This is a genomic window from Flavobacterium sp. Arc3, from assembly GCF_041431375.1.
In the GTDB taxonomy this organism is placed as follows: domain Bacteria; phylum Bacteroidota; class Bacteroidia; order Flavobacteriales; family Flavobacteriaceae; genus Flavobacterium.
Genome location: NZ_JASMRI010000003.1, coordinates 35,476 through 50,833 on the forward strand (window position 1 = coordinate 35,476; position 15,358 = coordinate 50,833).

The following is a 15,358-nucleotide window of genomic DNA, read 5'->3' on the forward strand; positions in this document are numbered from 1 at the left end:
AAATAAATAAAGATGGAAAACGGAATATACGCTAAATTCAACACTGCAAAAGGAGCGATTTTAGTAAAATTACAGCATGAATTAACTCCAGGAACAGTAGGGAATTTTGTTGCTCTTGCTGAAGGAAATATGGAAAATAAAATTAAGCCTCAAGGACAAAAATTCTATGATGGTTTAAATTTTCATAGAGTAATCCCTGATTTTATGGTTCAAGGAGGATGTCCTCAAGGAACTGGAACAGGAGATCCAGGGTACAAATTTGATGATGAATTTCACAAAGATTTACGTCACAATGCACCTGGTGTATTGTCTATGGCAAATTCTGGTCCCGGTTCAAATGGATCTCAGTTTTTTATCACTCACGTTGCAACACCTTGGTTAGATGATAAACACACCGTTTTTGGAAATGTAATCGAAGGACAAGACGTGGTAGATGCTATCGCTCAAGGTGATGCTTTAGATTCAGTTGAAATCATTAGAGTAGGTGAAGAAGCTAAAAACTGGAATGCTATCGAAGCGTTTGTAGGTTTAAAAGGAGCTCGTTTGAAAAAACAAGCAGCTTTAAAAGCAGAATCAGAAGCAAAAATGGAAACATTAGCGGCAGGTTTTGAAAAAACAGAAAGTGGATTGCGTTACCAATTCATCCAAAGAGGGGATGGAAAACAAGCTGAAGCTGGTAAAACAGTTGCTGTTCACTACGAAGGATCGTTAGAAAACGGAAAAGTTTTTGATTCTTCTTACCCAAGAAAAAAACCAATCGAATTCAAATTAGGGCAAGGACAAGTTATCGAAGGATGGGACGAAGGTATTGCTTTATTGAAAGTAGGAGACAAAGCTCGTTTTGTAATTCCTTCTGATTTAGGATACGGACCAGCAGGAGCAGGAGGAGTTATTCCACCAAATGCTACTTTGATTTTTGACGTTGAATTAATGGACGTTAAATAGTATTTAGTATTTAATGATCATTTTTTTCAGTGATCAGTTTATATAATTAAAAATCCCATCTCGTTTTAAACGAGAGGGGATTTTTTTATGCGATATAATATTTTTATTCGTCTGTTTGTAATGATTAACGGCTTGTAAAACAAAATTGCTACGAAGTATCACAATACTTTTCTAATATATTTAAATCCGTTTATTTTGAGAATTTCCATGTCAAAAATGGAAGTAGTGACTATGCATTTTTATTTTTCTCTAACCTTTAACCTCTAACCTTACTTCCATTTTATACTACACCCAATACTCGGTTTCTGTTCTGGATTCATCGTACGGTTGTAAACAACGCTGTCAATTGCCCCACGTAAATCGCTACCACTAAGAGGAATTCCGTTTCCGGGTCTGCTGTCATCCATTTGTCCGCGATAGACTAATTTGTCCTGGCTGTCATATAAAAAGAAATCAGGAGTACAGGCAGCATGATACCCTTTAGCTACTTCCTGTGTTTCATCGTATAAGTAAGGAAATTCAAAATTATTTTCGAAAGCAAATTCTGTCATGAGTTCTGGTGCATCCTGTGGATAATTGACTATGTCGTTACTAGAAATGGCAATAATACCAAGTCCTTGTACCTGATAGTCATTAGCAATCATAACGACTTCTTCGATTACATGAAGTACAAACGGACAATGGTTACATATAAATAGTACTAAGGTTCCTTTTTCACCTTTTAAATCAGCAAAAGAAAATGACTCCGTAGTAGACTTCATGTCTTTCAGATAAAATTCTGGAGCTTTCGTCCCTAGTGGGGTCATATTTGATGGAGTTCTTGACATTGACTTTATTTGTTTAAAGTTTCAGGCTTAAAGTTAAGAAAAAAGGTTTGCTTTTAGTCTGAAATGATTATTTTTAGTTCTCGTAACTCATTGGAATAAAACCATAATTGAAGATGGAGAATAATTTAAGTTGGCAAGAATTTGAAAGAGTAGCAATGCATGTGGGCACCATCTTGGAAGTTAGTGATTTCCCCGAGGCGCGGAAACCAGCTTACCAACTCACAATTGATTTTGGAGAGGCTATTGGAATCAAAAAAACTTCGGCACAAATTACTAAACGCTACGCCAAGTCTAATTTACTCGACCGTCAAATTGTTGCCGTCATTAATTTTCCAAAAAAGCAAATTGGCAAGTTTATGAGTGAATGCCTCGTGCTTGGGGCAGTCGGAGAAGAAGGAGATGTTATTCTACTGGCTCCCGACTTTAAAATTAAAAATGGACTTCGAATCGGTTAAGAGGTATACTTTTTTCTTCGGATTGATGTTTTTAAAATACGTATCAAATCTCATACTATTGACCTCAATTAATACGTATCATTTTAATAATTAAAATGTTAATGTATTATTAATCAGTGTTTTAATTTAAAATTTATCGTAGATTTACTTTAGACTTAATTACGCGCCTATTCTTTTTGCTCCATCGACTTTTTACGCCAAATTAACTTTTGATTGCGAAGACATTATTACTTAGTATAAAAATGGCGGCTATGAAAATATTGCATTTATATGTAGTGCTAATTATCACCCATAGCCTAGAGGACCTACACTTTTTACGCTTCTTAAATTAATTTAAAAAACACCTAATTAGGAATTTAAATATTTAGAAAAGTATGGAAAAGATTGAATCAAAGTATACAGCGCCTGGGATTTTAGATGTGAGAAAGTTAATTCTTGATAATTCAATAGAGTTAAATGAAGAAAGTGATTTGGATAAACTGATTGAAAAAATTGGTGATGCTAAATATGTACTATTAGGAGAAGCTTCTCATGGCACCCACGAATATTATACTTTGCGGATGAAAATCAGTAAAAAATTAATAGAAAAGAAAGGGTTTTCATTTATTGCGGTAGAAGGGGATTGGCCAGACTGCTATAACCTGAACCGATATGTAAAAAATTATCCTGATTCAGGCGACTCGGCTCTAGCTGTTCTCCACTGTTTTAATAGATGGCCAACTTGGATGTGGGCTAATTGGGGAACTGTTGCATTGGCTGAGTGGCTAAGGGAACATAATGACAATTATTCTAAGGCAGATAAAGTGGGGTTTTATGGTTTAGATGTTTATAGTCTTTGGGAGTCTTTTGATGAGATTATTAAGTATTTAGAAGAAAAAGATCCCGCAACAAAAAAGGCTGCGATGGCTGCCTTAAAATGTTTTGAACCTTACAACAGAGGAGAAGGACAAGAATATGCACGGGCGGCACGAATGGTATCATTGTCTTGCGAAGATGAAGTAGTTAATCTGTTGACAAAAATAAGAAGAGAAATTGCAACGTATAGTGGAGATCCTGAAGATGCCATGAATATTAAACAAAATGCGGAAGTGATTGTTAATGCAGAACGCTATTATCGTGCGATGGTAACTGCGGGGCCTAAATCTTGGAATATTCGGGATCGTCATATGGTTCATACTTTAGAAAATCTTATGGAGTTTTATGGCGCAGGCGCTAAGGGTATCATTTGGGAACACAACACCCATATTGGTGATGCAAGAGCTACGGATATGGTAAATGATGGAACAGTAAATGTGGGCCAAATCATAAATGAAGAACACAAGCCAGAAGAGGTGTTTTCTGTGGGCTTCGGTTCTTATCAAGGGACTGTTATCGCGGGCCGGGAATGGGGCGATGTGATGCAAGTAATGAAAATTCCGGAAGCGGTAAAGCACAGTTGGGAATATGAATTGCACAAACTCGAGGCTAGAGACAGAATCGTATTTATGAACGATGAAATGAAAGATAAACTTGGGGAACGTGAATTTGGCCATCGGGCCATCGGAGTTGTATATCGCCCTAAATACGAGCATTTTGGTAATTATGTTCGGTCTAAAATCCCATATCGATATAACGCCTTCATTTATTTAGACGAAACTACGGCACTGCATCCACTTCACATAAAACCCGATGGAAGTCAAATGCCAGAAACATTCCCATTTGGAGTATAAAATAGAAACAAGGAAATAAATCTAAAAATTGATTACAATGGAAAAGCAAAAAATGATTGAGGTACTGCAATTTTGTGCTGCACAATGCACACATTGTTATGATGCATGCCAATTAGAAAAGGAAATGGATATGAGTGCTTGTATGATGCACGATCAGGATTGTGCTGACTTATGTCGTTTGACAGCCCAAGTATTGGACCGGAAATCAGAGAATATAGATATCTTTTTAAAAGTTTGTTTAGTAATGTGCGAAAGATGTGCCTCTGAGTGCGAGAAACACCCACAAATGGAACACTGTAAAAAATGCGCTGAGGCCTGTCGTAAATGTGCAGATATGTGTCATGAATATGAAGTGGCGCATAGAGAGTAGCATTGTGATTTTAAAGAGGATACTTTGATACTTTAGCTATAAAACCGGAATAACTTTGCGACCATATTAAGAAAAGAACTTTTGGGAGTAATTAAGCGACCTATTCTTTCTATGCAGGTTAGGTATGCTTGTGTAACAACTAAGCCAAATTTTATAGAAAATGGAATAGCTACTTTTTAAGAAGGTAGCTATTTTTTATTTTTAATGTAGGCTTATTACCTTTGTAATGTGCCATTTGGTGTTTTTATACTGCCACATTATTATAAATTTACTTGCTTTGGATGAAGTTCCAGCGGGCTCCTGATTATTGTAGAATTTATGCAATCCTATTTCTACAGCACCGTAATCTTTGATAGGATATACTTCAACACTTCCTTTTACTAATTCTCTGGTTACTTTACCGCAAATATTTCTTTTTGTAGCGTCTAGAAGTTCTTGTTTTGAGGTCATCAATCCTCCTTTGTCATGATAAAACTCTAGGCTGTCGGCATAGATTGCTGCTTGCGTATCCATATCACAGTTGTTGTAGGCGTGAAAAAAAGTACTGTCCATATCCACTATTTCATTGTACAGCACTTGGTCATCTATAATATAAGGATAGTCTTGTTCGTGGATCGGAATTTTCTTTGAAGAGCAAGAAGAAAGAAAAAGGACAATTATTAAGGAAGGAAAAAGGAACGCATTTATGTTTTTCATAACTTCAAAGTATTTATTGTTTCATATATTTTAGCAGTATCGAATGTAGAAAAAAACAAGTTATTGTAAAAAAAAGTAGGCGCAACCACTGGTTAATTAGTGTTTTACTCTTCCTTCTTTATAATGTTCCAAAAACTGATTTTTCTCCTCGTTTCAAAGCCTAACTTTTCATATAGTTTGATAGCACCTATATTTTTTTCATATACATGTAAGAATGCTGTTTTATTTTGATTCAAAATAGCATTAACAGTATGGGCTACTAGCTGTTTTGCGTATCCTTTTCCAATGTAATCAGGATGAGTAATTACAGCACTGACTTCAATAAAATCATTCATTTGCATTCGTTCTCCAGTAACAGCGACTAGTTGACTGTCTTTGAAAATCCCATAATAGTTACCTAATGTGGCTGTTTTAGATTTGAAATATTCAGGATACACTATTTTGACTAATCCAAGAAGGGCCTCTCTGTGACTTTCTTCTAGCTTTACAATAGAATCGCTAATCGGAATTGTTATTGGTTCCCTAACAATCATTTGTAGACAAACCAATTCATTTTCTATTTTTAAAGTATTGGGGATTTCTGGCTTTTCGCCAACAATAAAAAAATTAGCAGATAATTTAGAATAGTGAGCAATCGCGTTGGAACTCGTCTTGGTATCTAGTGCCGCTCCAAAGGGACAATATTCAGGATCGTAAAACTGAGTGTCTTCATAGTTTATTGCTTGTTTTTCATGGCTTTCTGATAAGGAATACCAAACAGGATTGTCTAGTTTATATTCTTCGTTCCTGGTTTGATTATTCAATTGGCAAACTTTCGTTTTGTCCCCATTCTGTCCATGAACCATCATAAACAGCTTTTGGGTTCGTATCTCCAATAAGTTCGTAGGCTATCAAATCAATACAAGCCGTTACTCCAGAGCCACAGCTAAAGTATAAAGCAGTATTTTGTTTTGGCAGTATTTTTGTCAATTCTTCTTTGGATAGAAATTTTCCTTCACTTAATAAATTAGAGTATGGAATGTTAATTGATCCGGGAATATGTCCACTGCGTAGTCCGGCTCTTGGTTCTTTAGTTTCTCCCAAGTAACGATCACTAGAACGCGCGTCAATCAAAACTGCTTCTTTTGAATCTATATTTCCTAAAATTTGCGCTGTGGTTTTTACCATTTCGGGTTTGAATTTAGATTCGAAATCGCCACTTTTATACGTTCTTTTTTCGGGTTTTTCGACCGGAAGATTTTCTTTTGCCCAAGCGGGAAGACCACCATCGAGAACCCAGACATTATGATGTCCCATAATGGTGAATAACCACCAGGCTCTCGGACTCGTATATATTCCTAAGCTGTCATAAACTACAATTTTACTGTCTTTATTAATGCCTAGTTTTTGGGCTGCTTTTGCAAAAGCATCAGCATTTGGTACCGTATTGGGTAATGGATTTGTAGTATCACTGAAATCATTTTTAATGTCAAAAATGCGTGCTCCTTTTATTTGGAGATCTTCAAGTGGAGATTCGTCTTTATTTTGATTTACTTTTTGAGAAGCATCCAGAATAATTAATTCAGGATCCTGCAGATGTTCATGAAGCCAGGCTACAGATACGATTGGATTTTTCATGATTTTTATGTTTAGTTGGGTTGTATATTATTTTTTCGTTTGTTCCATTTCCAGATTTCAATCCAAAGCACTGAAACGCTGCTTACCGCCAAACAAATTAAAACTTGAGAAAGCTGTAAAGGAAGAACATCAAAGAAACGGGCAATTGGATTTACGTATATAATCAAGGCTAGGAAAAATAACGTAACTGAATTGGCAATTACCATCATATTATTTTTATTTTTTAACGAGGTAAGTACAGAATAGTAAAACGAGCGGTTTACCAGTGACAGTATCACATTCGAAAAAACTAAAGTGGTAAATACCATTGTTCGTGTTAGTTGTTCGTTAGCTCCATTTTGGACGGTCCATTGATACATAAATAAAATTCCTATTGTAATCCCAATTCCTTGTACAATGCTTATTCCTAATTCTTTTAGCGATAGGAATGTACTACCTATGGATCTTGGAGCTTGTTGCATGCTGTTTTTTTCTGCAGGTTCATTTTCATATACGATAGAGCACATAGGCCCCATGACTAATTCTAAGAAAATTACGTGAACTGGTGTGAAAATATCGGGATAAATCCACCCTAAAAATAAGGGTAGAGATACCGTTAGTATGATAGGAATATGGATGGAAACGATATAACGTACCGCTTTTTTAAGGTTCGAATATATGCGACGTCCCGCCGCTATTGCTATAATCATTTTTGATAAATCATCATCAACCAAAATTAGATCTGCGGCTTCTTTTGCAATTTCAGTTCCCTTTTTTCCCATTGCCACACCTATACTGGAAGCTTTCAATGCAGGTCCGTCATTTACACCATCGCCCACCATGGCTACCACTTGCTTGTCTTTTTTTAGGGCATTCATCACGGCTAGTTTAGCTTCTGGAAACATGCGGGTTAAAAGCGTCGTGTCGTGAATGGCTTTTAGCATTTCGACTTCGTTTAATTTCATGAATTCTTCGCCTTCCATCACACTATCAGAATTTTTAATTCCTGCTTTTTTAGCAATGGCTTTTGTGGTAATGGTATTATCTCCCGTTATAACTTTTACTTTGATACCGGCTTCATAGAATTGTTGAATTACGCTTTGTATATTTGGTTTAGGAGGGTCGTAAAATACAACCAAGCCTACAAAATAGAAAGGTAAGTCCTGTTGGTTTTTTGGGTAATTGGTTTCGGCATAATCAGAGTAGCCAACACCAAGGATACGATACCCCTTCGAAGCCAATACTGTTATTGCATCATTAATTTTTTTTTCTTGATCTGTGCTGAGGTTGGATATCTTTATAATCGTTTCGGGACCACCTTTGGCCGCAATAATACGTTTACCGTCCTTATTTTCAAAAACGTGCGTCATCATGGGCGGTTTCCCGTCCAGCGGATATTCATGTACCATAGAAAACTTTCTGCGGGTATCGTCGTTTGTTGTTTTTGCATACTCTTTATGCAAGGTCTTTTCCATCGGATCAAAAGGCACGGGTTCGCTCGCCCACATTGCGATTTCAATGACTTTTTTAGCCTCTTCTGTATTCCAATGCTCTCTTTCGTATAATTTGTCGTTACTAAAAGCATAAACAGATTGCAGGCTCATTTTGTTTTCTGTCAGTGTTCCTGTTTTGTCGGTACAAATGACGGTCGCTCCTCCTAAGGTTTCTACGGTTCTAATTTTTTTGACTATAACGCCTTCTTTCATTAGTCTCCATGACCCTAAGGCCATGAAAGTAGTAAACGCCACGGGAATTTCTTCGGGAAGAATTGACATCGCGAGGGTTAGTCCTTTTAATAAACTGGTTAATATGTTCTGTGTTTTCCAAAAATAGACACCCCAAACTAATAAGAAAATAGCAACGCCAATAATGGCCATCACTTTTACAAAATTTTGAATCTGAACTTGTAATGGGGAAGGGGTTTCTTTGATGCTTTGTAGGGAACTACTTAATTTTCCAACTTCTGTATTAGAGCCAATTTTAGTTACTCGATAAACTGCTAATCCAGAAGCAACTAGTGTTCCACTGAAAACAGATTTTAACTCCGTTTTTTCTGACTTGAAAACAGCATAGGGTTCGCCGGTTAGCAAGGATTCATTGACTGAAAAATCATTACTGTGTATGATTTCTCCGTCTGCATTGATGGTGTTTCCTTCCTGCGCGATTACCAGATCATCGATGACAATTTCTGCCGTGGGAATTTTTGTAGGTTCTCCATTTCGTAAGACCATAGTAAGTGGCTCATTCAATTTTTCTAAAGATTCAATTGCAATCCGACTCCGGTTATCTTGATAAAAAGAAATTCCCGAGACAGCTACTATTGCGGCTAGCATAAAGTACGCCTCGTTATTTTGCCCCATGATGAAATAGATAATTGCGACGGCTATCAATAATAGTAACATTGGCTCTTTGAATAGATCAGCGAGGGCTAACCACCATTTGTGTTTTTGCTTGTAAACTTGTTTGTTCTGACCAAATTTGTCGCTTGAAGCTTGTACTTGTGTATCGGTTAAGCCTACGATATTTTCGGGAATATTAATTTTTATTGACATAGTTTTGTGAATGAGTACTGCTACTCAAATATAAGATTTTTAGTTATAATATAAGCGTTATAGGAAGTGGTTTATAAGGTAAAAGGGTATAATTAATGGAAGGGTATTCATATTATATTTTTTCGGTGGTCATGAGAACAAAATATAAACCAATTAAAATACTGGCGCATGCGGTAACTATGAAAGTAGCGTCGGCTCCAAATTGGTACCAAATCAATCCAGCCATTGAACTGGCTAACATAGTGAAAAAGCTTTGAAAAGAAGAATAGGTGCCAATAGCAGTTGCGATGTCCTTTTTATTCGAAATATTGCTAATCCACGCTTTAGAGATGCCTTCCGTTGCTGCGGCGTAGATTCCATAAAGAGCAAAAAGCCCAGCAAAAACATAAATATTTTGACTGAATCCCATACCAAAATAGACAATGGAAAAAATGCCTATTCCGAAAACTAGCATTTTCTTTAAGCCTATTTTATCTGCCAAAATCCCTATTGGAAAAGCAAATAAAGCATAAACGAGATTGTAAAAAATATAAATACCAATAACCAGCGAGTCACTTAATCCAGATTCTTTGGCTTTAAGTAGAAGGAAAACGTCAGAGCTGTTAAACAAGTTGAAAGCTAAAAGGCCTACAACGACTTTGCGGTACATTGGTGGGCTTACTTTCCAGTAACCCAAAAAGGAGAAGAAAGGTGTTGCTTTTATTTCGGATGTAATAGTTTTCTTTTTCTCCTTTAACAATAGAGAGGCTGCTATCGCCAAAAGTCCAGGAATGAACGCAATGTAGAATAGGGTAACGTAATTTTCAGGGTAGAAGTAGAGGTAGAGTAGTGCTAATGATGGACCGAAGACAGCGCCTAATGTATCCATGGAACGATGAAAACCAAATATTTTTCCCTTAGTTTGCGGAGTGGCTTCATCGGAAAGGATTGCGTCTCTTGCTCCAGTACGGATTCCTTTTCCAAAACGGTCGATGGTTCGAGCAAAGAAAATCCAAAGCGGGTAAACGAACACCGCCATCATAGGTTTTGAAATGGCGCTAAATGCATAACCTAGTTGAACAAACGGAACTCTTTTTCCGGTCGCATCAGAACGCTTTCCAAAATATCCTTTGCTCAATCCAGCAGTAGCTTCTGCAACACCTTCAAGAATACCAATGAGTACAATGGAGAAGCCAATTGACTTTAAGTAAATAGGCATGATGGGATATAACATTTCGCTTGCCGTATCTGTAAACAAGCTTATCAAAGATAAAATCCAGACAGTGCGACTGATGTTTTTCAAAACAGGAACGATTGAAAGTTATGTACTATAAATGTAAATAAAAAGTCTGAAAACCATCTCACTTTCAGGATTTTATAATAATGTTTGTATTGGAACAAATTAATTCCCTAAATGAATAAGATTACGATTCTTGAATTTCATTTGTGTCATTTTTAACTGTGGCTTCTTCAGCACCTTTTGGTCGGTGCATTACTACTTGCGGAAACGGAATTTCTATTCCCTCATCGTCAAACGCGACTTTTAGTCTTTTACGAAGTTCTCCAGCTACTTCCCATTGTTTACTGGGTAAAGTCTCTCCTAATATTTTTAACATAATTGAAGAAGCTGCAAAATCATTCACGCGTAAAAATTGTGGAGAAAGGATGATGTAGTTTTCCCATAAAGGATCAGTCGAAAGTTCTGTTCCTACTCTGTTTATTACACCAATAACGTGTTCTAAATTTGATCCGTATCCTACACCAATATCTAAGTTAATACGGGAAAAATCTTTGGAAAGATTTGATACTTTTTTTATTTCTCCATGAGGAATGTGGTGAACGGTTCCGTCTAAGTCTCTTAAAGTCGTTTTTCTTAAACTGATCTCTTGAACGGTACCGCCGGCATTGTCAAAACTTACGATATCACCTACGCGGTATTGATTTTCAAGAATAATAAATAGACCTGAAATAATATCTCTAATAAGGTATTGACCTCCAAAACCCAATGCCAGTCCTACAATTCCGGCTGCTGCCAATATAGGGGCAATTTCTACTCTAAATTCTTGAAGCACCATCAAGCCTGCAATGGTCATTAATCCAATTTTAGAAGTAGTGGTGAATATCTGGATTAGAGTGTTTTCTCTTTTTTCTTCGGCATCTTGAGAAGAAATTCCATCAGGTCTTACGGCAATTCTCACTGCTTTTTCAATAAAGGTTATAATAACCTTATTTAGAATTAAAGAACCTATAATGATAAAAACTATTTTTAGTCCGCTTGTTAATAGCCATGGGATAATAAGTTCAGCGTATTTGTTTGTGTATTTCATTAAAATCTCCTGCATGTATTCTTTTTTTAGTTGTAAAAAGGCTTTTAATACCGACAAAAATAGTTAAAACTATGTATTTTTAGTTTGTTTAGCTTCGAAAATCTTTTTGCTTACTTAAAATTCAGCAACGGGATTTATCGGTGTAATTCTGTGTGGTTCATAGAAGTTACTAGCTGTGCATTCTCTTATTCAGCGATACTAAAACCATGGAGTATAATTCTGTAGTGGTTTATAAATAAACAAAAAGTCCAAAACCGTTTGATTTTGGACTTTTTGTTTAAGTAATTAAGGTATTTAATTTATAATTATAAATTAAATGTCATCGAAATTAATATCTGTAAAACTAGATATGTTGGGCAAGACTTCTTCTGCGGTTACTTTTTCAATAGCGTATTCTTTTTTGAAATCTTTCTGATGTCTCTCTGAAATTACTTCTTCGCCTTTGTGGTTCAAAACATAAGAAGTCATATCGGCAAGAATTTCGGCGAAAGCAGAAAAGTCTTCTTTATACAAATATATTTTATGTTTTTTGAAGTGAAACGATCCGTCTTCCTCAGTAAATTTTTTGCTCTCAGTAATCGTAATATAATAATCATCAGCTTTTGTCGCTCTTACATCAAAGAAGTAGGTTCTTCTTCCAGCACGTAAAACTTTAGAAAATATCTCTTCTTTTTCTAACATGTCATTTTCTCTCATAATCCTTTCTCTCAATTTATGGTTGTTAAATCGTAATCAAAAATCATAAAAATATATGTATTAAACAACAATTACATCAATTCTTTTTCTGAAAGTTGTTTTAAATATAGAGAGGCATAATAGCCCTCTTGATTTACTAACTGGTTATGAGAACCTTGTTGAATTATTTTCCCTTCGTCGATAATGATAATCTTGTCGGCGTTCTTAGCAGAGGAAACTCTATGACTTACAATAATGGTTGTTTTGTCTTTACAGATTTCGTTTAGATTATTTAGAATTTTTTCTTCAGTTTCGGTGTCAACCGCTGATAAACAGTCGTCAAGAAGTAAAATTGGCGGATTTTTAATAATTGCTCTCGCAATAGAAACTCTTTGCTTTTGTCCCCCTGAAAGTGTAATCCCTCGTTCACCTAGAACAGTGTCGTATTGTTTATTGAAGCCCATTATATTATTATGAACCACGGCACTTTTTGCGGCAGCTTTTACTTCTTCATCGGTGGCATCTTCTTTACCAAACTTGATGTTGTTTTTGATAGAATCGGAAAACAAGAAAGCATCTTGTGGTACGATCCCAATACTGTTTCGCAAATCGTTAAGGTTTAAAAGACTTATCTCTTTTTTGTCAATAGTTATTTCGCCATCAGTCACATCATACAGACGTGAAATCAATGATAAAATGGTTGATTTCCCAGATCCGGTTTTTCCTAGAATTGCTAATGTTTCTCCTTTTTTTACAGTGAAAGAGATGTCTTTAAGTGCTTTTATATTAGTGTCTTCATAAGTGTAGCTTACATTTTCGAATGAAATCGAGCCGTTTATGATTGATTTATTTGGGTTTTTATTTTTTATCTCTGGTTCAATTTTCAGGAATTCGTTCAAACGTTTTTGGGAAGCTTCTGCTTCTTGAACCATTGATGAAACCCATCCTAAAGAAGCTACTGGCCAAGTAAGCATGTTGACATACAAAATAAATTCAGCTATAGTACCGATACTTTTAATCGTACCGTCAATATACATCAAACCACCAAAATAGATTACAACTAGGTTACTGATTCCAATAAGAGCTAACATTAATGGCCCGAATAACGACTGTACTTTGGCTAAATTCAAACTTTTACTTTTGCTTTCATTAGCTAGGGAAACCATGTTGTTCTGGTGTTGGTCTTCTAGCGAATAGGCTTTGATTACTCGAATACCAGAAAATATTTCTTGAGAGAAACTCGAAACTTTCGATAAATATTGCTGAAAAATTGTACTTCTCTTATTGATTTCTGAACTCAATTTGAAAATACCGTAGGACAATAGTGGTAAAGGAAGAATCGTGTATAATGTCAAACGAGGGGAGACGTTGTACATATATACAATAACAATCGTAAAACGGATTATCGTATTAATCGAGTACATGACGGCTGGACCCACATACATTCTCACTTTAGAAACGTCTTCACTAATTCGATTCATCAAATCTCCAGTGCGATTCTTTTTGTAAAAATTCTGTGATAAACTTTCATACTGCCTGAAAACTTCATTTTTTAGATCAAATTCAATGTGACGAGACATAACGATTAGTGTTTGTCTCATCAAGAAAGTCAGAAAACCAGCAATTATAGTAGTGGCAATGATTAATAGAATATTCGAAATTAACTCTTCCCGAATAACAGATACTGCAATGGTTTTGTCTTCAGAAAAAGCTTCAATTGCCTTAAATGAACTACTGATCAATTTAGGGGTGAACAGCATGAAGATTTGTGCGATGATTGTGAATATAATACCCAGTGAAAAACTGTATTTGTATTTGACGAAGTATTTGTTTAAATAAAGTAATTCTTTCATTTTTTTAAGATATTCTGTATTGTAATCGTTTTATTTTTATGATTTTTTTTAATTTTTTAATAATTCTATATTTTTCGTTTGTCAGTTTAAATTATCGAATTATTATTTTTTATTAAAAACGTTGATAGATATTCATTTTTTATGTAATTTTGACTTGTCTTCTTGACAAATTCATAATTTTATCACTATAAAAATTAATACTATGGATGCAACTTTCACAACAGGAAAGGAACTTCAAAAAATGGATCCCGTTTTTGGACAATTATCATTTGATGATCACGAACAGATTGTATTTTGCAACGACAAAGATACGGGTTTAAAAGCAATTATTGGTATTCATAATTCGGTTATGGGACCAGCTTTGGGAGGAACCCGAATGTTTAATTATGCTAACGAGTGGGAAGCGTTGAATGATGTATTGCGTCTTTCTCGTGGAATGACCTTTAAAGCTGCGATTACAGGTCTGAATATTGGTGGAGGAAAAGCCGTTATTATGGGCGATGCTAAAACTCAGAAAACACCTGAATTGATGCGTAAGTTTGGTGAATTTGTTCATGGTTTGAGCGGAAGATATATCACTGCAGAAGATGTAGGAATGGAAACTAAGGATATGGATATCGTTCGCGATGTTACGCCTTATGTTACTGGAATTTCAGAAGAAAGAGGTGGAGCAGGTAATCCATCGCCAGTGACTGCTTATGGCGTATACATGGGGATGAAAGCGGCTGCAAAAAGTAAATTTGGGTCAGATTCTCTTACTGGAAAGAAAGTATTGGTTCAAGGGATTGGTCACGTAGGAGAAACTTTAGTGGATTATCTAACTAAAGAAGGAGCTATTGTTACGATTGCTGACATCAATGAAGAAAAACTGTATGAAGTAGGAGCGAAGTATAGCGCTACTATTTATAGTGGAGCTGATTTATATACCGCAGATGTAGATATTTACGCGCCTTGTGCAATGGGAGCAACTATCAATGACGCTACGGTTCACAAAATAAAAGCAAAAGTAATTGCCGGTGCTGCTAACAATCAATTAGCAAACGAAGATGTTCATGGAGCAATTTTGCAAGAACGTGGTATTTTATATGCTCCTGATTTCTTGATTAATGCAGGTGGAATTATTAATGTTTATGCTGAATTAGCACATTATGGCAAAGAGGAAATCATGCGTAAAACAGAGAATATCTATAATACAACTTTAGAAATCATCGATTATGCTGTTGCTAATGGTATCACGACGCATCATGCGGCACTTACCATTGCTCAAAATCGTATTGATCAAAGAAAAATAGAGAACAGTAGAAAGTAATCTAAGTTAAAATATTTAAAGTCACAGTTTTCAGGATAGCATTGAAAACTGTGACTTTTTAGTAT

General features: G+C 35.7%; 14 protein-coding genes. 5 read left to right on the plus strand and 9 right to left on the minus strand.

What is annotated here, in order from left to right:
* Positions 1-12: 12 nt before the first annotated feature.
* Entirely contained in the window at positions 13-945 is a 933-nt protein-coding gene (locus QO200_RS02775; protein WP_371536052.1) for a peptidylprolyl isomerase, read from the plus strand.
* A 269-nt stretch (positions 946-1,214) separates the two neighbouring features.
* Here the strand turns inward: QO200_RS02775 and QO200_RS02780 are convergent, their stop codons facing one another.
* The gene (locus QO200_RS02780) at positions 1,215-1,772 is read right to left on the minus strand and encodes a thioredoxin family protein (protein WP_371536054.1); all 558 of its coding nucleotides are present in this window, start codon (positions 1,770-1,772) and stop codon (positions 1,215-1,217) included.
* Between the two features lie 113 nt (positions 1,773-1,885).
* Between QO200_RS02780 and QO200_RS02785 the strand changes: the two genes are divergently transcribed.
* The 3 genes from QO200_RS02785 to QO200_RS02795 all read left to right on the plus strand — a co-directional run bounded on the left by QO200_RS02785 (position 1,886) and on the right by QO200_RS02795 (position 4,306).
* Positions 1,886-2,227, plus strand: coding sequence for a tRNA-binding protein (locus tag QO200_RS02785; protein ID WP_371536057.1), 342 nt, complete (start codon positions 1,886-1,888; stop codon positions 2,225-2,227).
* A 374-nt stretch (positions 2,228-2,601) separates the two neighbouring features.
* Positions 2,602-3,936 carry an erythromycin esterase family protein gene (locus tag QO200_RS02790; protein WP_371536060.1) on the plus strand — a complete coding sequence of 445 codons (1,335 nt, stop codon included), beginning with the start codon at positions 2,602-2,604 and terminating at the stop codon, positions 3,934-3,936.
* Between the two features lie 52 nt (positions 3,937-3,988).
* Entirely contained in the window at positions 3,989-4,306 is a 318-nt protein-coding gene (locus QO200_RS02795) for a four-helix bundle copper-binding protein (RefSeq protein ID WP_371536063.1), read from the plus strand.
* Between the two features lie 201 nt (positions 4,307-4,507).
* Here the strand turns inward: QO200_RS02795 and QO200_RS02800 are convergent, their stop codons facing one another.
* The 8 genes from QO200_RS02800 to QO200_RS02835 form a co-directional block, all read right to left on the minus strand.
* Entirely contained in the window at positions 4,508-5,002 is a 495-nt protein-coding gene (locus QO200_RS02800; protein ID WP_371536067.1) for a nuclear transport factor 2 family protein, read from the minus strand.
* Positions 5,003-5,106: 104 nt separating this feature from the next.
* Positions 5,107-5,805 (minus strand): GNAT family N-acetyltransferase, encoded by a 699-nt coding sequence (locus tag QO200_RS02805; RefSeq protein ID WP_371536070.1) that lies wholly within the window; start codon positions 5,803-5,805, stop codon positions 5,107-5,109.
* Positions 5,798-6,619 (minus strand): sulfurtransferase, encoded by an 822-nt coding sequence (locus tag QO200_RS02810; protein WP_371536072.1) that lies wholly within the window; start codon positions 6,617-6,619, stop codon positions 5,798-5,800. Before QO200_RS02810 ends, QO200_RS02805 begins: the two co-directional genes overlap by 8 nt.
* Positions 6,620-6,630: 11 nt before the next feature.
* Complete coding sequence (locus QO200_RS02815) at positions 6,631-9,150, minus strand: cation-translocating P-type ATPase (RefSeq protein ID WP_371536074.1); 2,520 nt, start codon at positions 9,148-9,150, stop codon at positions 6,631-6,633.
* Positions 9,151-9,262: 112 nt separating this feature from the next.
* Entirely contained in the window at positions 9,263-10,432 is a 1,170-nt protein-coding gene (locus QO200_RS02820) for an MFS transporter (protein ID WP_371536076.1), read from the minus strand.
* A gap of 121 nt (positions 10,433-10,553) precedes the next feature.
* Positions 10,554-11,471, minus strand: coding sequence for a mechanosensitive ion channel family protein (locus tag QO200_RS02825; RefSeq protein ID WP_371536078.1), 918 nt, complete (start codon positions 11,469-11,471; stop codon positions 10,554-10,556).
* Positions 11,472-11,768: 297 nt separating this feature from the next.
* Complete coding sequence (locus tag QO200_RS02830) at positions 11,769-12,152, minus strand: PUR family DNA/RNA-binding protein (protein WP_371536486.1); 384 nt, start codon at positions 12,150-12,152, stop codon at positions 11,769-11,771.
* A gap of 71 nt (positions 12,153-12,223) precedes the next feature.
* Positions 12,224-13,984 carry an ABC transporter ATP-binding protein gene (locus QO200_RS02835; RefSeq protein WP_371536081.1) on the minus strand — a complete coding sequence of 587 codons (1,761 nt, stop codon included), beginning with the start codon at positions 13,982-13,984 and terminating at the stop codon, positions 12,224-12,226.
* A gap of 202 nt (positions 13,985-14,186) precedes the next feature.
* Between QO200_RS02835 and QO200_RS02840 the strand changes: the two genes are divergently transcribed.
* Positions 14,187-15,293 carry a Glu/Leu/Phe/Val dehydrogenase gene (locus tag QO200_RS02840; RefSeq protein WP_371536084.1) on the plus strand — a complete coding sequence of 369 codons (1,107 nt, stop codon included), beginning with the start codon at positions 14,187-14,189 and terminating at the stop codon, positions 15,291-15,293.
* Positions 15,294-15,358: the final 65 nt, after the last annotated feature.

Excerpts from the sequence above, each read along its gene's own strand:
- QO200_RS02800 (WP_371536067.1), bottom strand. The coding sequence starts at position 5,002 with ATGAAAAACATAAATGCGTTCCTTTTTCCTTCCTTAATAATTGTCCTT.
- QO200_RS02825 (WP_371536078.1), bottom strand. The coding sequence starts at position 11,471 with ATGCAGGAGATTTTAATGAAATACACAAACAAATACGCTGAACTTATT.
- QO200_RS02810 (WP_371536072.1), bottom strand. The coding sequence starts at position 6,619 with ATGAAAAATCCAATCGTATCTGTAGCCTGGCTTCATGAACATCTGCAG.
- QO200_RS02835 (WP_371536081.1), bottom strand. The coding sequence starts at position 13,984 with ATGAAAGAATTACTTTATTTAAACAAATACTTCGTCAAATACAAATAC.
- QO200_RS02830 (WP_371536486.1), bottom strand. The coding sequence starts at position 12,152 with ATGAGAGAAAATGACATGTTAGAAAAAGAAGAGATATTTTCTAAAGTT.
- QO200_RS02840 (WP_371536084.1), top strand. The coding sequence starts at position 14,187 with ATGGATGCAACTTTCACAACAGGAAAGGAACTTCAAAAAATGGATCCC.
- QO200_RS02775 (WP_371536052.1), top strand. The coding sequence starts at position 13 with ATGGAAAACGGAATATACGCTAAATTCAACACTGCAAAAGGAGCGATT.
- QO200_RS02785 (WP_371536057.1), top strand. The coding sequence starts at position 1,886 with ATGGAGAATAATTTAAGTTGGCAAGAATTTGAAAGAGTAGCAATGCAT.
- QO200_RS02815 (WP_371536074.1), bottom strand. The coding sequence starts at position 9,150 with ATGTCAATAAAAATTAATATTCCCGAAAATATCGTAGGCTTAACCGAT.
- QO200_RS02795 (WP_371536063.1), top strand. The coding sequence starts at position 3,989 with ATGATTGAGGTACTGCAATTTTGTGCTGCACAATGCACACATTGTTAT.
- QO200_RS02790 (WP_371536060.1), top strand. The coding sequence starts at position 2,602 with ATGGAAAAGATTGAATCAAAGTATACAGCGCCTGGGATTTTAGATGTG.
- QO200_RS02780 (WP_371536054.1), bottom strand. The coding sequence starts at position 1,772 with ATGTCAAGAACTCCATCAAATATGACCCCACTAGGGACGAAAGCTCCA.